We start from the raw sequence: 18,160 nt of genomic DNA, 5'->3' as shown, positions 1-18,160 counted from the left end.
CCACTCCAAGGCTGGCTTCGTTCCATGCATCTGTAGTTTCCACCTCTCCAACGGAAAAGCCCGCCAGCCTTTCGGCTGACGGGCTTTTTCTTGAAGCTTGCGCCTGGGCTGGTGCTTAGAAGCGGACCAGCGCCGAGAGCGAGTACTGCTGTGCCTGGAAGTCCTGACGGCCCACCGTGGTGTCGATCGACGCGGTGAACTCGAAGGTCGGCTGGGCGATGGTCAGGCCGACGCCGGCTTCGCCCCAGCTGTTGTCATCCGAGCGATAGGCGAACGGAAAGCGGCCGGTGGTGCTGCCTGCGAAGTTGGCACCGAAGAACGCATCGCCGTCCATCGCATCATAGACGAAATCGGCATAGATGTAGGGCCGGAAGACCGCGGTCTTCTTGGCGCTGGCCGAAATGCCGGTGCGGATTTGGAGGCTGTCGAACTTGTTGCGATCGATATCCAGAGCCGGACCGCCACCGGTTTCACGCACATCGTCAAAGCCGATATACTGATACTGGGCAGCAACCCGCGGGGTGATCACCATCGCTTCGGTGACGATCGGAGCCGACATGCCGAGTTCTGCGGTAATCGCCAGGCTGTCGTCGCTCGAAGCCAGGTTGAACAGGCCGGCACCCACCACGACGGTGCGGGCGGTGTCGACCTTGAACGTGCCTGCGCTCACGCGGCCATCGAACACCAGACCGCTCTTGGTGGTCACGGCGCCGTAGACGCTGCCTTCGATCAGCTCGCCGGCCACGGCCTGGCCGCGGACGACGCTGCTGTCGACATCCGAATAGCCGCCCGAGATACCCAGGACCACGCCATCGCGCGGCAGATATTCAAGGCCGGCGACCACGAAGAAGCCGTCGAACTTGTCGTCGCGGTTGGGCGTCAGCGCGGTGGGCATCGGCGAGGACTTGCCGTTGAGATAGCCACCGCCGAGATAGATCGCGAAATCGCTGTTGAGCGAGGTCGAATCCATCACGGTTTCCTGGCTGTCCTGGCCGGCCGAAGCGGCTGCCAGAGCGCCGGGCAGTGCCACACCGCTGGTCGCGGTGGCGGCAAGGTTCAGCGGCTGGCCGATCATCGCGATCGTGCCACCGGCATCGCCCGAAAGCGAGGACTGCAGGCGGGTGCGGTGGAAGCGCGAGGTGCTCGACAGCACGGCTTCACCCAGGCTCAGACGAGCCGATTCGGTGAACGGCGCCAGCGCTTCGAAGGTCGACTGGATCTGCGAAGCCGACATCAGATCGGTGCGCAGATAGACGTCCGCGAAGTTGCGCTCTGCGCTGCGGTTGCTGTCGAGAATGCCCGCATAGGAGCGCTGCACCAGCGAGAACGGATCGATCACGTTGCGATACTGACCCGCAGTGATCCGCATGTCGACGGCGTTGGCGCTGGTGGTCAGCACCGGGGTCAGGATCGCGCTGATCGGCGCGGCCGAGTTGAACCCTGCACTGATGGTGCCGCCGGTGGTGACGATGCGATAGGTATCACCGTTCTTGATGGTGTACCCGGCGACCGGCGAGACGATCACGCGGCCCCCGAGGCTTGCCGATCCGGTGATCGCCAGACGATCCGACACGCCGGCGCCGACATCGACCAGATACTGCGTGGCCGAGGACAGGATGGCGTTGCCGTCGATCGTCAGCGTGCCGATCGTTCCGGCGTTGCCGGTTGCGCCCGGCGAGATCGTTCCGGCGACGCTGGTGAAGAACGGTGCCCGGAGGGTTCCGGTGCCGCTCAGTCCGCCTGCCATCAGGAAGTAATCCCCGACCGAGGTCAGCCTGCCGTTGATCTGCATCGAGCCGATGGTCTGCGTCACATCGATCAGGCTGGTAAGCGAGCCGGTCGAGGTGATGTTCAGCGCGGCCGACACGCCGTTCAGGCGGAAGCGGTCGATGGTGACCGCCGTGTCGAGCGTGGTTGTGCCGGCAGCCGCCAAAGTGACGTCGAAGTAACGCGGCAGCACACCGGTGGCACGATTGCCAGCGCTGTTGTTGGGCACGAAATTGGTCGCGCCCGGCAGGCCGTTGGCGATGGTGGCCGGCGGCAGCGGGATGCTTGCCGAGCTGACCGGATCCGACGGGCTGATCTGCGCGCTGATCTGAGCGGATGCCGCCGCGCCTTCGATCACCGCTTCACCGATACCGCTGGTCAAGTTCGCGGTGCCGGCATTGTCGCCGATACCATCGGTGCCGATCGGCTTCTGCTCGACCGTGGTGCGACCGTTGCTGAAGTCGACGCATTCGCTCGAGCCACCCGACTGGAAGCAGGCCTGACCGAACTTGCCGCTGATATCCACCGTGGTTCCGCCAGCCGAGGTCGGCGTACCGTTGATGAGCTGGCCGTTGGGGCCGATGATGAAGTAGTTGGGGTCCTGCGACGTGATCCAGTGGGTGGGATCGGTCCAGTTGCGGTTTCCGGCTGCAGCCGTGACGTAGCGATAGGGATTGTTCTCGGCAATCCAGTCCCAATACAGATACAGCGGCTGATAGAAGGACGCGGTTCCGAAGCTGTTGGCAGGCTGGCCGTTGAAGAAGCGGGTATAGCCGCCCGACAGCACGCCGATGATGACTTCGCGCGCAAAGGTGCGATCGAGGATCAGCGGGCCACCCGAGTCGCCGCCTGCGGTGTTGCCTTCACGGGGAAGGGCATTGTCGCGGAAGGCGTTGAAGTCGAACGGGCTGGCTGCGGCCGTGCCACGCCGCGGATCATCGAAATCGATCCAGTACAAGTTCTGCGGCAGACCGGCAGGCGCCACACCGAACAGGAAGGACGTGAAGTCATCGAGCGAGGTGAGCGCGCCCAGCCAGTTTTCCGCAGTACGGCGACGGAAATCGATCGGAAGTGTACCCGAGGTACCGGTGCCATTGCCGCCATAGCCGGCAAGGTTGACATGGTAGCCGGTGCCGCTTGCTGCGGTGATCGCGCTCGGCTGGGGCAGCTGCGACAGCAGCAGCGACCAGGTCGGAATGCCGACCGCCGGGGTGTCGAGCGATGCGACCGCAACGTCGGCATAGCGGAAGCCGTTGCCCGGCTCGACCGAGCGGGGGTGATAGGCAACCGCGTTGACGTTGTACAAGGCCTGCGCGGTGTTGGTCTGGAACCGGCCCTGACCATTGGTGCCCAGCAGCCAGCGAACCAGCTCGTCGACCTCGCCCGGCGCGTTGGCGCGGGTGTTGGTTTCGAAGCCGAAAGCGATGCCGACGCCGCCCGAATTGGCGCCATAGGCCGTTGCAGCGCGGCTGTTGACGCAGTGCGCGGCGAACAGGATGGTGCGCGGGTTGATCAGCGAACCGGTGCAAAGGCCGACGCCGCCATTGCCGTTGTCGACAACCATCTGGGCGATGCCCGTGATGTTGACCGGATCGCGCGCCGTGATGGGGGTGTTGGGGTTGGCGATCAGAATTTGCGGATCGAGCTGGGCGGCGTCGATGTCCAGACGCACCGTCTGGAGGTCAAGGCCGCCCGTGGTGATGCTGCTGGTCAGATCGAAATGCGGGGCGAGGCCGTCCGAGACAAGCGCGTTGCGCACATCCGAAGCGGCGCTGGCGTTGGCTTCGATGGCAGCAGCAGGCGCGGCGGCCAGCGCAACTGCCAGCGCCGTCGCGGCTACGCCGCTACTGATCGCCTTTTGCAAACGTGCATTCCTGTTGGTCATTATCATCCCCTGAAAAACTTTGCGTTGTTCAGGAAATTAGCTTGCGCTGAATTAAACGCAACGCGGCGCGGCGCGGGGCATTAAGATTGTGTGACAGTGTTGCCGTCTGGACACATTTTCTTGCGCGTCGGCGCGATAAAGGCCTGCAAACGTTAACCTTCAGGTGCCCCCACCCCCATATTCAGGGGGGTGGGTGGCTCCTGAGATCCGGCACGGCGTGTTGCAGCCGTGCATCAGCGAGAGTTTACTTGCCCAGCGTCTCGGTCAGGAACCAGGCACGTTCCTGCGCCTGGTCGGTCCAATCGTCGACGATGCCATCGGTGGCATTGTCGCCGGCATCACCCGCCAGTTCCTTGACCTCGCGCAGCTTGGCGACAAACGCCAGATTGTCGTCGCGCAGCTCCTTGAGCATCGCCTCGGCCGCCACGCCCGACTTGTCGTTGTCGGCAATCGTCTGGCGCTTGGCGATGTCGCCGATCGAGGTCAGCGTGCGGTGGCCGTTCTTGCGCACCCGCTCGGCGATCGCATCGGTGATTGCGAGGATCTGGGTGGCGTGGTCATCGAGCAGCAGGTGATAATCGCGGAAATGCGGCCCTGCGACGTGCCAGTGGAAGTTCTTGGTCTTGAGATACAGCGCAAAGCTGTCCGCCAGCAGACCGTTCATGGCATCCGCCAGCGCCTTGCCTGCATTGTCGCCCTTTTTATTTCCCATGACGTGTCTCCTGTTGCTGTGAATTGGCTGATGTTAACATAGGTTGTGATGCCGCAATTGGCATGACAATTTCTTGCGTTACTGTGATCGCAAGGCTCGCAGCGCGTGCTGCGGGGACGGCTACACCAGCCCGAAGGCGCTCAGCGCCAGCAGGATGCCGAGTGCTGCGATGCACAGCCCCGCGCCGATCCGCACCGGACGCAGCGGCCAGCGGGCAAGCTCGTCCTGCCATACGATCCCCGGGATTAGCCCGATGACGGTTCCCGTCGCCCCGCCCAGCAGCGGCCACAGCGCATCATGGCTGCGCGCCGCTGTCGCTGCGACGATGAACTGCCCCTTGTCGCCGAACTGCAGGATCATCACCCCAAACAGCGTCGTGAAGAACGGTCCGATGCGCCAGCCCTGCAACAGATCGACCGGCCTGCGCCAGCCGAGCATGCCCAGCCCGGCAAACAGCAGCGACAGCGCATAGAACAGCGAAAGCGCATCGCGGCTGATCCAGTCGCCCACCACCTGGCCGCCGATCGCTGCGATCGCGGCCCCCGCGACGCTCGCCGCCGCCACTGCCGCGATCAACAACGCGCGCCGGTCGAATCGCATCGCGAGGCCTGCGCACAGCAGCTGGCTGCGATCGCCTGTCTGGACGATGGCGGTGAGCAGCAATGTCGTGACAAAGGCTTCCATCAGCGCGGACGATAGCGCAAATCAGCGTGCCCCGCGCACCGCGATCGAGGCCAGCACCGCTGCGCGCATGTCGGCGTTGCCGCAGTCGCTGGCGATCGCCTCGTCCATCGCATCGAAATAGTGCCGTGCCATCGTCCGGCTCCAGCCATTGGCGAGCAGATGCTCCAGCCCGTGCGCCAGATCGCTGACACACGGCATGGCGTTGCTGTCGGCGATGCGGCGCATCCGGTCGATCTGGACGGCAAGCTCGGCGCGCGAAACCCGCCATGCGATGGCGCGGACATGGCCCGCCTGCATGCGCAGCTGCTGGCGCGCCAGCTTCAGCCGGTCTTCCGTGCTGTCCGATGCTGCCGGGTCCTGCATAACCGCTCCTGCTGTCCGCCTGTGATGCTGCACAGTGTCACAGCTGGGTTAATTTTTGGGCAAGGCTGATCGTGCGGCGGCAGGCGGCCTGTGCGGGGCGCCGTGCTTGACAAGCCGGGGGCGTTGCGGCAAGGGCGGCGCTCGCATATTCAGGGCGGCCATTTGTGCCGCTCTTTGTTTTTTTGATTCGCTTAAATTTCCGGTGTCCGGCGCAGGCCGGGCACCATCGCAACATCATCCAAACCCAAAGGAACAGGTCATGGCCAAGCCAGCCACTGTGAAAATCCGCCTGGTCAGCACCGAAGGCACCGGCTTCTTCTATGTCACCAAGAAGAACCCGCGCAACACCACCGAGAAGATGAGCTTCCGCAAGTACGATCCCGTCGCGCGCAAGCACGTCGAGTTCAAGGAAGCCAAGATCAAGTAATCTTGGGTGCGCACGCCAGATGAACCGGCAATTCAGCGCCGGTTCAATCGGCTGCGCCCAGGGGCTTGGGGTTCCTTCCTAGATGAAAGCCCGCCCCAGATGCTGAAGTTCCGGTTCCGTCCCATCGCCGCCGCGCTGCTCGCGACCTCCATGGTCGCAGCGCCGCTTGCCCTGCCCCAGGCTGCCATCGGCCAGGCAGGCCAGCAGGCAAACCCCGGCGGGGATCTGGCGCAGGTGTCCCGGCACCTCAAGGCGATGCAGTCGCTGCGCGCCGGCTTCACCCAGACCGATCGCACCGGCCAGACGCTCAGCGGCACGCTGACGCTCAAGCAGCCGGGCAGGATCCGCTTCGAATATCAGAAGGACGCGCAGCTGCTGATCGTCAGCGATGGCCGCGCGCTCACGATGATCGACTATCAGGTCAAGCAGGTTCAGCGCTGGCCGATCCGCAACTCGCCGCTGGGCGCGCTGCTCGATCCTAATCGCGATCTCACCAAATACGGCAAGCTTCTGCAGACCAACGACCCCGATGTCGTCAGTGTCGAGGTGCGCGATCCCAAGCGCCCCGAATATGGGGTGATCACGCTGATCTTCACGCGCAGCGGTGCGGCGCCGGGCGGATTGTCGCTGGTCGGCTGGGTCGCGCTCGATTCGCAGAACAAGCGCACCACCATCCGCCTGTCTGGCCAGCAGTACAATGTCGCGGTTGCCGACAGCGCGTTCGCCTGGACCGATCCGCGCGCAAAGGGCCCGCGCCGCTAGGCTTGATCTCCTTACAATAGTTCATCGTCATTCCCGCGAAGGCGGAAATCCCGCTTGAATCCGAACGGCGCGAGAGAAAGCGAGGCCCCGCGTGCGCGGGGGTGACGACGAAGAGTTGATCATCACATCGCAAGCGCAGACGAACCGCCTTTGCCGTTCGACGAACTGCGAAAGGCTCGCAAATCTGTTCACATGGCAGACAGGCTTGGCTGACTAGAACGGTTTTCGAAGACGGCGCCAAGGTTTCCCCCTGTTACCTTGACGAACCACCGGCTTCAACCAAGCGTGACGAACGCAAAAAAGAACCCTCGTTCCAATGCCCCCGGGACGAGGGTTTTTTGCGCTCTTTTCCGCCGACCGGAGTGTTTAGGGCTTGGGTTTGCGCACATCGCTGGCTAGAGCCTTGCCATGGCAACCCCCCTCAAGATCGCATCATGGAACATCAACTCGGTCCGTTTCCGGCTGGACTCGGTGCAGCGTTTTCTGGCTGAGGAACAGCCCGACATCCTGTGCCTGCAGGAGACGAAGGTCATCAACAACGACTTTCCCGAGGGACCCTTCCGCCAGCTTGGCTACAACTTCCAGAAGCTGAACGGCCAGCCGATGCATCACGGCGTGGCCATCATCGCCAAGGTGCGGCTGAGCGACGACAACCGGCTCGACTGGCAGGCCAATGGCGAGGCGCGGCACATCGGCGTCAATATAACCGGCCCGCTGGGCGGCACCGTGCGGCTGGAGAACGTCTATGTTCCGGCCGGCGGCGAGATCCCCGACCGCAACGTCAGCCCCAAATTCGGCCAGAAGCTCGATTTCATCGAGCGAATGACGCAATGGTCGAGCGGCCTGACAGGTCGCACCATCATCCTGGGCGATTTCAACATCGCCCCGCTGGAAGATGACGTGTGGAGCCACAAGCAGCTGATCAACACCGTCAGCCATACGCCGATCGAGATCGAGCGGCTGAAGGCGATGCAGGATGCGCACAACTGGGTCGACATCGGCCGCAAATTCTATCCCGCGCCCGAACGGCTGTTCACGTGGTGGAGCTATCGCGCGCGCGACTGGTCGGTGTCCGATCGCGGCCGCAGGCTCGACCATATCTGGGTGTCGCCCGACATCGTCGAGACGGTCAAGAGCCACCGCGTGGTCGAGCCCTGCCGCGGCTGGCCCCAGCCCTCCGACCACGCCCCGCTGATCAGCGAGTTCCTGTTCTGATGGAGCCTGCCATCTCATGAACGCGCGCGCTGCGGCCCGGGCGCTCGATGCGCTGGCCCGGGGCTGGGATATCATTGTCGATGCGCCCGACGGGCAGCTGGCCCTGCGTCCGGTGGAAACCGGCGCGGCGCCCGAAGCTGCCCAGCCGCGGCTGCTGATCTCCGCAGCACGAGCGATCACACTCAAGCTTGCCAACCAGAAGGACGCAGCCCGGCCCGATGCGCCGGTGTGCATCGCGGTGCCAGGCGCGCTCGATTCGGCGCTGGCGGTGGCGATCGCCGATCCCTCGCTCGATCTGTCCCGCCCGATGAAGGGGCCGTTCGCCGCGCAGCCGCTGCCCTCCCCCCAGGCGGCGGAGGCCGCGATGCAGCTCGCGCGGCTGGCGGGGCTGCTTCCGGCCTATCATATCCTGACCGAGGCAGAGGCCGAGGCGCCCCGTGTTACCCCAGCCGATGTTGCCGCGTACGCCGACCCCACCACGCTGCGCATCGCAGCACGCGCGCGGCTTCCGGTCAGCACCAGCGATACCGCCGAGATCGTCGCCTTCCGCTCGGACGCCGACTTCCACGAGCATGTCGCGCTGATCGTCGGCACCCCCGATGACAGCCTGCCGGTGGTGCGGCTGCACTCCGAATGCCTGACCGGCGACGTGCTGGGCAGCCTGAAATGCGATTGCGGCCCGCAGCTGCACGGCGCGCTGCACGCAATGGCGCACGCGCAATGGGGGATCCTGCTCTATCTGCGTCAGGAAGGCCGCGGCATCGGGCTGATCAACAAATTGCGCGCCTATCAGCTGCAGGATCAGGGCTTCGATACGGTCGATGCCAACAACCGGCTGGGCTTTCCGACCGACGCGCGCGATTTCGCAGTGGCCGCGCAGATGCTCAAAGCGCTGCACGTTCCCGCGATCCGTCTGATGACCAACAATCCCGAAAAGCAGGCGGTGCTCGCCAGCCTCGGCGTGACCATCGCCGAGCGGCTGCCGCTGCAGATCCCCGCCAACCCCCACAACGCGCACTATCTGGTCACCAAGCGTGACCGGACCGGGCACCAGTTGTGAGCGATACCATCCGCGTCGATGCCCAGGCGCTGACGGTGACCCTGGGTGACTGGCAGGTGCCCTGCAGCATCGGCCGCAGCGGGGCGTGCGCTGCCGATGCCAAGCGCGAGGGAGATGGCTGCACACCGCTGGGCCGCTGGCCAATTCGCGCGGTGCTGTTTCGCCCCGGCCGCGCCACCCCGCCGCCGGGCCTTGCGCTGCCGTGGCGCTGGACCTCGCCGGGCGATGGCTGGTCGGACGATCCTGCCGACCCCGCCTACAACTGCCCGGTGCGCCTGCCCCACGGCTTCAGCGCCGAGACGCTGCAGCGCGAGGACATGCTGTACGACGTGGTGCTGGTGCTGGGCCACAACGATACGCCGCCGGTGCCCGGCGAAGGCAGCGCGATCTTCTTCCATCTGTGGAATGAGGCGAAACCGGTAGCCGAGCGCAGCACCGAAGGCTGCGTGGCGATTGCGCGAAGCAACATGGACGCGCTGCTGCCGAAGTTGAAGCCGGGAATGGTGGTGGAGATCGAGTAGATTTGCCCTGCGCAAATCCTCTCCCGGAACGGCGAGGATTTACTCCATCCCCACCTCGAACACCGGCTCATAGACGCTGCCGTCGCGGCCCATATGGCTCTCCATCAGCACCAGCCGGTCAAAGGCGAACGTGTCAGCCGGCAACAGCGGCTGCGCGCCCAGCCAGGCGGCGAGCTGCTCAGCCGAGGGCGCCATGGTCCGCGCGAACCGGGCGAGCGTGATGTGCGGAACGTATTTGCGCCCTTCCGGCTCGAGCCCGATGCCGACGCACAGCCGGTCCAGCCGTGCATGCAACCTCTCCAGCGGATCGCGCGGCGAAAGGCCTGCCCAGAGCTGGTCGACCCGCTCGCGCCGATCAAAGAACCCGAAACCGTCGAGCCGCGCCTCGATACGCGCGAACCGCTCGCGGCGCAGCGCGAGCATCAGCGCGTCGGCGGCGTGGCGATCGACATCGCCGATGAAACGCAGGGTCACGTGCAGCTGTGCATCGCTCTGCCAGCGCGCGCCGGCAAGCGCGTGCATGGTGGCGAGCAGGCTGCGGCGGACCTCCACCGGCGGGACAAGAGCAAGGAACAGGCGCATGGTTAAGGAGTTCCGTAGCAAAGCACGACGAACAGAACACCGGTTTCGCTTGAAATTCCGGTGGTGAAGGGTGATATTGTGTCCATCCGGCAACTATGCCGGGCAAAGGAGAATTTTTCGATGGCTGACCGTTTTGATCCTCGTACGACGGATCGACTTCGTGCCGGTTCGTTCGATGCGCAACAGGGTGTGGGAGCCAGCGCCGCAACGGATGCTGGCCTGCGTTCCTATATGCTGTCCATTTACAACTACATGACCAGCGGCATCCTGCTGACCGGCGTTGTCGCGCTGCTGTTTGCCCAGTCGGGCATGGCCGCGCAGATCATGTTCGGCCCCGGCCTGATGAAGTACCTGATCATCTTCTCGCCGCTCGCGATCGTCTTCGCGATGAGCTTCGGCATGGACAAGTTCTCGACCGCCGCGCTGCAGGCGATGTTCTGGGGCTTCGCGCTGCTGATGGGCCTGAGCATGTCGACGGTGTTCCTGGTCTATACCGGTGAAAGCGTCGCGCTGGCGTTCTTCTCGACCGCAGCGGCGTTCGCGGGGCTCAGCCTGTTCGGCTACACCACCAAGAAGGACCTGACCGGTTGGGGCAGCTTCCTGATCATGGGTCTGGTCGGCCTGATCGTCGCCAGCCTGCTCAACATCTTCCTCAAGTCGTCGGTGATGGGTCTGGTCATCAGCTATGCCGCGGTCCTGATCTTCGCAGGCCTCACCGCCTATGACACCCAGCGTCTCAAGAGCACTTATGCCTATGTCGCCGGAACCGACATGATGGGCAAGGTGGTGATCATGGGCGCGCTGAGCCTCTATCTCAACTTCATCAACATGTTCCAGGCGCTGCTGAGCATCATGGGCAGTCGCGACTGATTGCCCGGAAAGCCCTGGAACACTGACAACCCGGCGGAGCAATCCGCCGGGTTTTTTTGTCTGCCATTGTCATGCTGCGCGGTCGGCGCCCGGCTCGGCCGGTCGCTCGAGGGACTCGCCTCGTCGCAGCTGCGGCTCGCCCTTTGCTGCCGGCCATTTCACGGTTCACCGTTTTGGTGTTGAGATCATCGCTTGGCGGGCATAGAATCATGCTTAAGAGAACGCGGCGGGACACATGTCCCTGCGCGCGCCACCAGGAGAAACAGCAAATGGCACGTATGGGCCTCAACCGTGCAGCAGCCTTGGCCGTCGCGGCCGGCATGACCACCGTGATTTCGGCCTGTGGCGGCGCCAAGCCCGCGCCGGTCGCGGTTGCCCCGCCGCCGCCGCCGGTGGTTGTCGCCCCGCCGCGCATGCCCAGCCCGCCCTCGAACGCGATGCTGGCGATGACCGTGCCCGCGCTGCGCGCCGACGGCCTGCGCGATACGCCAATGCGCGATATCGATGACAACGAGAAATTGTGGTATTTCCGCGCCGCGTTCAACGTCGCTGCGCTCAACTGCCAGAGCCCCCAGCATTTCCGCATCGCCGACGATTACAACCTGTTCCTCAAGACCCACAAGCGCGAGCTCGACCGGGTCAACAGAAGCGTCGAGGAAACGTACCGCAAGCGCCATGGCGCAGGCTATGCCCGCATCCGCGATACCGAAAACACCCAGGTTTACAATTTCTTCGCCTTCCCGCCGACCAAGAACGACTTCTGCGAAGCTGCCCTGGTGCTGGGCCAGGAAGCCGCAGCGATCCCGTCCAAGGATCTGGTCGCCTTCTCGGCGCGCGCGCTGCCGACGCTTGAAGGCGTTTTCGACCGCTTCTACGCATCCTATGAAGGCTATCAGACCGACCTGCAGAAGTGGATCGCGCTGTACGGCAGCCCCGAGATGCGCGCTGCGCAGGCCGCACAGGCCGCACAGGCCAGCGGCATGGTCCAGCCCACCAACGCATCGGGCACCGCGCCTGCGGCAGCCTCCAATCCGCCGGTACTGCCGACGATCCTGCCCTCCAGCGGCGACTGACCGGCACGCGCGCGCCGCATTTTCCGGCTGGATCGGTGGCGGGCGAGCCAGTATATCGCCTGCACCGGATTTTCCCACCGGACGATCAGGGGCCGTAGCTCAGTTGGGAGAGCGCGTCGTTCGCAATGACGAGGTCAGGGGTTCGATTCCCCTCGGCTCCACCAGCCCCGCCCGCACAGGTGCGGGCGGCTGACCTGGAGCGCAACGGGCCTGTCCCCTGCTATCTCATCGCCACCTTTTTCGGCGCCCCTGCCTTGGCCATCAGCGCCTTGTCCTCATTGGCGCGGGCGATGACATAGTGGCGGATGCTGTCGATCTGAGGCTTCGTCATCACCGAGGCAAAGCTCACCATGCCATTGTCCTTGAGCGCACCGCCATGGACGATCGTCTGCCAGTTCTCGGGGCTGGCCAGCGTGCCGGAATAGCGCAGATCAGGGATGATGCCGCCGCGGCCCGAGGCCTGGATCGCGGCATCGCCATGGCACACCGTGCAATAACGGCCATATTGCGTCGCACCGCCCTGCACCACGTCCGCAGCAGCGGTGAGCGCCGGCGGATCGAGCGGCAGCTCATCGGCGGCGGGCATATCGGGCAGCTTGGCCTTGCCGCCCAGCTTGAACACCAGCAGCCGCGAGATGTTGCGCACCGGGCCCGACATGTCGCTCAAGACGCCTGCGGTGATCGCCCAGGCGCCGCCCCATCCAGCGAGCACCGCGACATATTGCTGGCCGTCGATCGCAAAGGTCATCGGCGCGGCGACCACGCCGGTCTGCGCCGGGAAGCTCCACAATTGCCTGCCCTGCGCAGAATCATACGCGACGAAATTGCCCATCGCATTGCCCTGGAACACCAGCCCGCCTGCGGTCGCCAGCACGCCGCCGTTCCACGGCCCGCCCAGGGTGACGCGCCAACGCTCCTTCTGCGCGACCGGGTCCCAGGCGATCAGCACGCCCTTGGTCGCCTTGCGCGCCGCCTCGCGCACCGCGTTGTCGGCGGGCATCGCGTTGTTCGCGGTATCCATGCCGACGTTGAAGCCCAGTTTCGAAGGCTTCCATCCCGCCGCTGGGATATAGGGATAGGCGGTGATCTGCGCGGGGATGAACACCAGTTTCTGCTTGGCGTCGAATGCCATCGGATGCCAGTTGTGCGCACCCAGCGGGCCGGGCGAGACGACAAAGGGCTTGCCGGTCTTGTCGACCCGCGCTTCCGGGTTCTCGATCGGCCGTCCGGTGGCCTGGTCGACCCCGGTCGCCCAGTTCACGGGCACGAAATTGTTGGCGGAGATGAATTCGCCGGTTGCGCGGTCGATGACATAGAAGAAGCCGTTCTTGGGCGCCTGCATCAGCACCTTGCGCAGCTTGCCGTCGATCTCGAGATCGGCAAGCATGATGTGCTGGGTGGCGGTATAATCCCAGGTTTCGCCCGGAGTGGTCTGGTAATGCCAGGCATACTCGCCGGTCTTCACTCGGATCGCGACGATCGAGGACAGGTACAGGTTGTCGCCGCCGCCGGGCGAGCGATAGGCCTGGTTCCATGGGGACCCGTTGCCGACGCCGACATAGAGCAGGCCGAGTTCGGGGTCATAGGCCATCGCGTCCCAGACGGTGCCGCCGCCGCCGATGTTCCAGTATTCGCCCTTCCAGCTGCTCTCGGCGGTCTTGAGATATTCTGCCTCGTTGGCGCCGGGGCGGTCGGGGACAGTGTAGAATTTCCACAACTGCTTGCCGGTCGCCGCATCATAGGCCGCGACAAAGCCGCGCACGCCGAACTCGGCGCCGCCATTGCCGATGATCACCATGCCATCGATGACGCGCGGTGCGCCGGTAACGGTATAGGACTTGGTCTGATCGACGGTCACCGTGCTCCAGATCTCGCGCCCCGTGCCGCGATCGAGTGCGATCAGCCGACCATCGAGGGTGCCGAGGAACAGCATGTTGCCCCAGGCGGCAAGACCCCGGTTGACGACATCGCAGCATGCCTTGACCCCGGTCTCGCCGGGCACCTTGGGGTCGAAATCCCAAAGCGGCTTGCCGGTGACGGCGTCATAGGCCTTCACCTTGGACCAGGCGGTGGTGACGTAGATCTTGCCGTCGATCACCAGTGGCGTGGCTTCCTGGCCGCGCGCGGTGTCCATGTCGGCATACCAGGCCAAGCCCAGTTCGCCGATATTGCCGGGGTTGATCTGGTCGAGCGGGCTGTAGCGCTGCTCGTCATAGGTGCGGCCATAGCTCAGCCATTCACCGCCATCGGCCTTGATGATCCGCGCGCCATCGATCCCGGTGGTGCCGGTCGTCGCGGTCTCGCCGCCGCCCGAACATGCCGCCGCCAGCAGCGCGAGCGCCGCCCCCATCAGAGCCTTCAGCCTCATCGCCCGTCCCTCTTCCCTTTTGCCTTGACCTTTGGCGGCCAATGGCTGTCTTTGCGCCTGCCGGATATTGACGAGGGCCAGACGGCTTGTCCATGGTGATTTAACTATCCGGTTAAAAGTTGGCCGGTTAACGACAGGAGAGTTTCATGTTTTCACACGTCATGCTGGGCGCGGACGATATCGACGCGTCCAAGGCGTTCTACGACGCAACGATAACCGCGCTGGGCGGCAAACCCGGAATGGTCGACCCCAAGGGCCGCGTCATCTACATGCACAATGGCGGACTGTTCCTGCTGACCAAGCCGATCGACGGCCAACCGGCCAGCTGCGGCAACGGCAGCACCATCGGCTTTGCCGCGACCTCGGCCGAGCAGGCCGATGCCTGGCATGCCGCAGGCCTGGCGCATGGCGGCACCGCGATCGAGGATCCGCCGGGCGTGCGCGAAGGCGCAGGCATGAAGCTGTACCTTGCCTATCTGCGCGACCCTGCCGGCAACAAGGTCTGCGCGATGCACCGGGTGTGAGCCTTGCTGCGGAGGTGGCACCTGCCGCCTCCGCACATGCCTCCCAACTGCCGCCTTGCATTCGTCACCGAATCCCGCTAGGCGCGCACGCTTCCGACAAAGCGGGCTGGCTGGTTATGGGCTGCCATGTTCGCTTGTATACGGACTTCCAACGAAGGAGACCAAAATGCCCAAGCTGAAGACCAAGAGCGGTGTGAAGAAGCGCTTCAAGCTCACCGCCACCGGCAAGATCAAGCATGGCGTCGCTGGCAAGCGTCACCGTCTGATGAGCCACAATGCGAAGTATATCCGCCAGAATCGTGGCACCTCGGTCATCTCGGATGCCGATGCCAAGACCATCAAGAAATGGGCGCCGTACGGCCTGGGTTGATCCCGCCTTACCGTTTCTCAAGTTCTCGATAATCAAAGGATATAGCATATGGCACGCGTCAAACGGGGTGTTACCACCCGCGCCAAGCACAAGCGCATTCTCGTACAGGCGAAGGGCTATTATGGCCGTCGCAAGAATACCATCCGCATCGCCCGTCAGGCCGTCGAAAAGGCAGGCCAGTACGCGTATCGCGACCGCAAGGCCAAGAAGCGCAATTTCCGCGCTCTTTGGATCGTGCGCATCAACGCTGCGACCCGCATGGAGGGCCTCACCTATGGCCAGTTCATGCACGGTCTGAAGCTGGCAGGCGTCGAACTGGACCGCAAGGTTCTGGCCGATCTCGCCATGCACGAAGCCGAGGTCTTCAAGACCCTGGTCAAGCAGGCACAGGCAGCTCTGCCCGCCGCATAAGCGCCAGCGCTCATCGCCAAAACTTCGCAAAAGCGCCGGGATCGTTCGATTTCCGGCGCTTTTTCGTGCATGCTCACCACGCCGCTGCCTCCCTTTTTCGTGATGCGTCATGCCGGACGCCCCTTTGCGCAGGCCTGACCCATGACCCCGCCCGAGCCCAGCCCGACCGATTCTGCCAAGCCCGCGCGGGGCGCCCGCAGGCGCGGACGGTGGCTCCTCGCCGCGCTGCTGGCGGTGCTGGTCACTGCCGCGCTGGCGCTGCTCAGCCTGACGCCGCTGGTTCCCGAAGCTGCCACCCCCGATACCGCAAGCGCGGCTGCAGCGCGCAATGCCCTGCAGCAGATCACGGGCAGCGATACCCGGCGCGGCGCGCTGGTGCAGATCACCGTGACGCAGCGCGAGCTCGACGGACTGGCAGGGCTTGCCAGCGAGGCGCTGGCCCCGCTGCGCATCCGCGCACGGCTGCAGCCTGCTGCCCTCCCAGGGCAATCGCGCGGCGGCGAGATGGTCGTCGACATGAGCCGCGAGCTTGGTGCGGGACTTTGGGTCAATGCGGTCGCATTGGTGCGCCCGACGGAAGATTCGAAGGCTGCCGCGCTGCCCGACCTGGCCGTGACCATCGGCCGCGTACCCGTGCCGCAATGGCTGAGCCACTGGGCGCTGGCGCGGCTATGGCGCCAGGCGCAAGGCGATGCGGCAAAGCCGGTGGCGCTGGAACAGGCGCTCAGGCGCTTCACCATAGCGCCGGACCAGGCGCGGGTGGTGCTGGTCAATCCCGGGCGCGGGGCGGCGCTGGCGGGGCTCGCCCAGGCGGGCGGCACCACCCCCGACCCCGAAAGGCTCGCCGCCGCCTATTGCGCGATCGCCGGCACCGCCGGGGCGGATCTGCCCAAGCTGGTGCGGCTGGCAGCTGCGCAGAAGCCTCCCGCAGGCATCAGCGCTGAAGATCACAACCGCGTGCTGCTGACCGCGATCGCGATGCGCGCGGTGCCCGAATATCGCGAGAAGCTGGCAGGGTCGGCCCGCGCGCTGGTGGCGGATTGCGGCGCAAGCGCAGACCCGATAACGCTGGCGGGGCGCGAGGATCTGGCCAAGCACTGGGCGCTGTCGGCCGCTATCTCGGCCACGCTGGGCAGCCAGGTCGCCCGATCGATGGGGACGTGGAAGGAACTGGCGGACAGCAGCGAAGGCGGCAGCGGCTTTTCGTTCGTCGATCTGGCCGCGGACCGCTCGGGCGAACGATTTGCCATGGCGGCGGTCAAACCGCAGCTGGCGCGCACGGTGCAAACCCGGCTGGTCGCGATCACGCAGGACCAGATTCTGCCGCCCGAACTGCTGACAAGGCCCGAAGGGCTCGATCGGGCGGCGTTCGAGCGCGATTACACTGCGGTCGATTCGCCCGAATATGCCGCAGCCGTGCGCACCATTGACCGGATGCTGGGCAATGCCGGGGTGCCCTGAGGGGGCCGCCCCCGATCCCCGCGATCAGCTCTTCTTGGTCTGCAGCGCCTTGAGCGCGGCGAATGGCCCGCTGTCTTCGGGGGTGGAAAAGCCGTATTCGGCGCGCGCCGCATCCGCCCCGGGCCCCTCGGCAAACGGATCGATCTCCAGCGCCAGCGTCTGTGCGATCGCCTCGCCCAGATCGAGCGTGCTGCCCGAATAGGCGATGGTGTCGAGATCGTCCGCGGCCAGTTCGACTTCGTCGCCCGCGGCCTGCATCGCCGCCTCGTAATCGGCTTCGGGCACGAACCGCAGGCGATAGTCCGATGCGATCCGCACCGGAAAATCCTCCGCCGAGATCGCGCAGCTCTGTACCAGGATGGCGGTGATCGTGCCGCGAACCTCTACCCCCCGGTCGGTTTCCTCGACCGTCGCTGTCGCCTTCAAGGCATCGATCGAGACGATAAAGAACCGGCGCGCGAGCGCGGCGCGTTCGGTCTTGTTGGCGACCAGATCGATCTGCTGGCGCGGCAGTGCGCGCAGATCGACCGGCCGCGAGAATTCCACAGGCGGCTGCATCAGAAATCGCCCTGCAGGATTGCGCTCACGGGCAGGGCCTTGAGCCGGGCGTACAGCGCCATCAGGTGCTGCGCGGCAGCGGCCACCGCGGCATCGCCGACGGTGGCGTCGCCGTACAGGTTGCGGCGCAGCGCATCGGCGAGCAGCGCTCCATCGCCCGCTTCCAGCGCGCCGCGATAGGCGCCCAGCCTGCCGCCCAGCGCGCTCATCATCTTGCCGATATGCTTGCCGACGATCAGGTCACCGACGCCGTTCTGGCGCAGCTGGCCATCCATGTCATCGACGAACAGTTCGGCCAGATGCACCGAAAAATGCCGTACCGTGGTGTCGGCATCGTCGCGTTCCAGCCGCAGCAGCACCGCGCCCAGCACCGTCATCACCGCCTCGAACCGGCCATCGACGCTGTCTGCCACTCCGCCATCGAGATACCAATAGGGGTCGCGGCCCAGCGCCACGACGCGGTCATAGGCCGGACGCGCCTGTTCGCGGGGGTCCTTGCGGGCAAAGATACGGGAGAGGACGGACATGGTTCAGCTTTTCCAGATGG

General features: G+C 65.0%; 19 protein-coding genes and 1 tRNA gene. 12 read left to right on the top strand and 8 right to left on the bottom strand.

Annotation, left to right across the window (positions count from 1 at the left end; genetic code table 11):
• Positions 1-115: 115 nt before the first annotated feature.
• From B5J99_RS06805 to B5J99_RS06790, 4 genes are all read right to left on the bottom strand, one after another.
• Positions 116-3,652 carry an autotransporter domain-containing protein gene (locus B5J99_RS06805; protein ID WP_162892488.1) on the bottom strand — a complete coding sequence of 1,179 codons (3,537 nt, stop codon included), beginning with the start codon at positions 3,650-3,652 and terminating at the stop codon, positions 116-118.
• A gap of 244 nt (positions 3,653-3,896) precedes the next feature.
• Positions 3,897-4,364 (bottom strand): Dps family protein, encoded by a 468-nt coding sequence (locus tag B5J99_RS06800; protein ID WP_054136014.1) that lies wholly within the window; start codon positions 4,362-4,364, stop codon positions 3,897-3,899.
• A gap of 120 nt (positions 4,365-4,484) precedes the next feature.
• Complete coding sequence (locus tag B5J99_RS06795; protein WP_117351963.1) at positions 4,485-5,048, bottom strand: TMEM165/GDT1 family protein; 564 nt, start codon at positions 5,046-5,048, stop codon at positions 4,485-4,487.
• Between the two features lie 21 nt (positions 5,049-5,069).
• Entirely contained in the window at positions 5,070-5,411 is a 342-nt protein-coding gene (locus B5J99_RS06790; RefSeq protein ID WP_054136016.1) for a hypothetical protein, read from the bottom strand.
• Positions 5,412-5,670: 259 nt separating this feature from the next.
• Here B5J99_RS06790 and rpmG point away from each other — a divergent pair, with 259 nt between their 5' ends.
• The 5 genes from rpmG to B5J99_RS06765 all read left to right on the top strand — a co-directional run bounded on the left by rpmG (position 5,671) and on the right by B5J99_RS06765 (position 9,396).
• Entirely contained in the window at positions 5,671-5,838 is a 168-nt protein-coding gene (rpmG, locus tag B5J99_RS06785) for a 50S ribosomal protein L33 (RefSeq protein WP_017669518.1), read from the top strand.
• A 102-nt stretch (positions 5,839-5,940) separates the two neighbouring features.
• Complete coding sequence (locus tag B5J99_RS06780) at positions 5,941-6,600, top strand: LolA family protein (RefSeq protein WP_483995134.1); 660 nt, start codon at positions 5,941-5,943, stop codon at positions 6,598-6,600.
• A 408-nt stretch (positions 6,601-7,008) separates the two neighbouring features.
• A complete protein-coding gene (locus B5J99_RS06775; RefSeq protein WP_054136017.1) occupies positions 7,009-7,815 on the top strand; it encodes an exodeoxyribonuclease III in 807 nt (268 codons plus the stop codon).
• A gap of 16 nt (positions 7,816-7,831) precedes the next feature.
• A complete protein-coding gene (gene ribA, locus B5J99_RS06770; protein ID WP_117351962.1) occupies positions 7,832-8,875 on the top strand; it encodes a GTP cyclohydrolase II in 1,044 nt (347 codons plus the stop codon).
• Positions 8,872-9,396: a L,D-transpeptidase family protein gene (locus B5J99_RS06765; protein WP_245991775.1), complete on the top strand. Its 525-nt coding sequence runs from the start codon at positions 8,872-8,874 to the stop codon at positions 9,394-9,396. The genes ribA and B5J99_RS06765 overlap by 4 nt, the downstream gene beginning before the upstream one ends.
• 39 nt (positions 9,397-9,435) lie before the next feature.
• Here the strand turns inward: B5J99_RS06765 and thpR are convergent, their stop codons facing one another.
• Positions 9,436-9,978 (bottom strand): RNA 2',3'-cyclic phosphodiesterase, encoded by a 543-nt coding sequence (gene thpR / locus B5J99_RS06760; protein ID WP_117351961.1) that lies wholly within the window; start codon positions 9,976-9,978, stop codon positions 9,436-9,438.
• Between the two features lie 120 nt (positions 9,979-10,098).
• Between thpR and B5J99_RS06755 the strand changes: the two genes are divergently transcribed.
• The 3 genes from B5J99_RS06755 to B5J99_RS06745 all read left to right on the top strand — a co-directional run bounded on the left by B5J99_RS06755 (position 10,099) and on the right by B5J99_RS06745 (position 12,085).
• The gene (locus tag B5J99_RS06755; protein WP_117351960.1) at positions 10,099-10,848 is read left to right on the top strand and encodes a Bax inhibitor-1/YccA family protein; all 750 of its coding nucleotides are present in this window, start codon (positions 10,099-10,101) and stop codon (positions 10,846-10,848) included.
• Positions 10,849-11,117: 269 nt separating this feature from the next.
• Positions 11,118-11,921, top strand: a complete 804-nt coding sequence (locus tag B5J99_RS06750) for a hypothetical protein (protein ID WP_150126312.1) — start codon at positions 11,118-11,120, stop codon at positions 11,919-11,921.
• An 88-nt stretch (positions 11,922-12,009) separates the two neighbouring features.
• Positions 12,010-12,085: transfer RNA gene (locus B5J99_RS06745), tRNA-Ala, on the top strand.
• A gap of 56 nt (positions 12,086-12,141) precedes the next feature.
• On the opposite strand, the gene B5J99_RS06740 is transcribed toward B5J99_RS06745, so the two are convergent.
• Positions 12,142-14,289 carry a PQQ-dependent dehydrogenase, methanol/ethanol family gene (locus B5J99_RS06740; protein ID WP_245991773.1) on the bottom strand — a complete coding sequence of 716 codons (2,148 nt, stop codon included), beginning with the start codon at positions 14,287-14,289 and terminating at the stop codon, positions 12,142-12,144.
• Positions 14,290-14,435: 146 nt separating this feature from the next.
• On the opposite strand from B5J99_RS06740, the gene B5J99_RS06735 reads away from it, so the two are divergent.
• From B5J99_RS06735 to B5J99_RS06720, 4 genes are all read left to right on the top strand, one after another.
• The gene (locus B5J99_RS06735; RefSeq protein ID WP_054136023.1) at positions 14,436-14,813 is read left to right on the top strand and encodes a VOC family protein; all 378 of its coding nucleotides are present in this window, start codon (positions 14,436-14,438) and stop codon (positions 14,811-14,813) included.
• 166 nt (positions 14,814-14,979) lie between these two features.
• On the top strand, positions 14,980-15,183 hold the full coding sequence (gene rpmI, locus B5J99_RS06730; RefSeq protein ID WP_054136024.1) for a 50S ribosomal protein L35: 204 nt from the start codon (positions 14,980-14,982) through the stop codon (positions 15,181-15,183).
• A gap of 48 nt (positions 15,184-15,231) precedes the next feature.
• Positions 15,232-15,594 (top strand): 50S ribosomal protein L20, encoded by a 363-nt coding sequence (rplT, locus tag B5J99_RS06725; protein WP_054136025.1) that lies wholly within the window; start codon positions 15,232-15,234, stop codon positions 15,592-15,594.
• A gap of 141 nt (positions 15,595-15,735) precedes the next feature.
• On the top strand, positions 15,736-17,055 hold the full coding sequence (locus B5J99_RS06720) for a YfiM family lipoprotein (protein ID WP_117351958.1): 1,320 nt from the start codon (positions 15,736-15,738) through the stop codon (positions 17,053-17,055).
• 24 nt (positions 17,056-17,079) lie between these two features.
• Here the strand turns inward: B5J99_RS06720 and B5J99_RS06715 are convergent, their stop codons facing one another.
• Positions 17,080-17,613, bottom strand: a complete 534-nt coding sequence (locus tag B5J99_RS06715; RefSeq protein ID WP_117351957.1) for a YceD family protein — start codon at positions 17,611-17,613, stop codon at positions 17,080-17,082.
• Positions 17,613-18,140, bottom strand: coding sequence for a ubiquinol-cytochrome C chaperone family protein (locus B5J99_RS06710; protein ID WP_117351956.1), 528 nt, complete (start codon positions 18,138-18,140; stop codon positions 17,613-17,615). The genes B5J99_RS06715 and B5J99_RS06710 overlap by 1 nt, the downstream gene beginning before the upstream one ends.
• Positions 18,141-18,160: the final 20 nt, after the last annotated feature.

It is taken from the genome of Blastomonas fulva (genome assembly GCF_003431825.1).
Taxonomy (GTDB): Bacteria; Pseudomonadota; Alphaproteobacteria; order Sphingomonadales; family Sphingomonadaceae; genus Blastomonas; species Blastomonas fulva.
This window is presented reverse-complemented; position numbering and strand designations above follow the sequence as displayed.

Bases quoted from the DNA above. Each gene is read 5' to 3' on its own strand.
- B5J99_RS06805 (WP_162892488.1), bottom strand. From the start codon at position 3,652: ATGACCAACAGGAATGCACGTTTGCAAAAGGCGATCAGTAGCGGCGTA.
- B5J99_RS06800 (WP_054136014.1), bottom strand. From the start codon at position 4,364: ATGGGAAATAAAAAGGGCGACAATGCAGGCAAGGCGCTGGCGGATGCC.
- B5J99_RS06795 (WP_117351963.1), bottom strand. From the start codon at position 5,048: ATGGAAGCCTTTGTCACGACATTGCTGCTCACCGCCATCGTCCAGACA.
- B5J99_RS06790 (WP_054136016.1), bottom strand. From the start codon at position 5,411: ATGCAGGACCCGGCAGCATCGGACAGCACGGAAGACCGGCTGAAGCTG.
- rpmG (WP_017669518.1), top strand. From the start codon at position 5,671: ATGGCCAAGCCAGCCACTGTGAAAATCCGCCTGGTCAGCACCGAAGGC.
- B5J99_RS06775 (WP_054136017.1), top strand. From the start codon at position 7,009: ATGGCAACCCCCCTCAAGATCGCATCATGGAACATCAACTCGGTCCGT.
- ribA (WP_117351962.1), top strand. From the start codon at position 7,832: ATGAACGCGCGCGCTGCGGCCCGGGCGCTCGATGCGCTGGCCCGGGGC.
- thpR (WP_117351961.1), bottom strand. From the start codon at position 9,978: ATGCGCCTGTTCCTTGCTCTTGTCCCGCCGGTGGAGGTCCGCCGCAGC.
- B5J99_RS06755 (WP_117351960.1), top strand. From the start codon at position 10,099: ATGGCTGACCGTTTTGATCCTCGTACGACGGATCGACTTCGTGCCGGT.
- B5J99_RS06750 (WP_150126312.1), top strand. From the start codon at position 11,118: ATGGCACGTATGGGCCTCAACCGTGCAGCAGCCTTGGCCGTCGCGGCC.
- B5J99_RS06740 (WP_245991773.1), bottom strand. From the start codon at position 14,289: ATGAGGCTGAAGGCTCTGATGGGGGCGGCGCTCGCGCTGCTGGCGGCG.
- B5J99_RS06735 (WP_054136023.1), top strand. From the start codon at position 14,436: ATGTTTTCACACGTCATGCTGGGCGCGGACGATATCGACGCGTCCAAG.
- rpmI (WP_054136024.1), top strand. From the start codon at position 14,980: ATGCCCAAGCTGAAGACCAAGAGCGGTGTGAAGAAGCGCTTCAAGCTC.
- rplT (WP_054136025.1), top strand. From the start codon at position 15,232: ATGGCACGCGTCAAACGGGGTGTTACCACCCGCGCCAAGCACAAGCGC.
- B5J99_RS06720 (WP_117351958.1), top strand. From the start codon at position 15,736: ATGACCCCGCCCGAGCCCAGCCCGACCGATTCTGCCAAGCCCGCGCGG.
- B5J99_RS06715 (WP_117351957.1), bottom strand. From the start codon at position 17,613: ATGCAGCCGCCTGTGGAATTCTCGCGGCCGGTCGATCTGCGCGCACTG.
- B5J99_RS06710 (WP_117351956.1), bottom strand. From the start codon at position 18,140: ATGTCCGTCCTCTCCCGTATCTTTGCCCGCAAGGACCCCCGCGAACAG.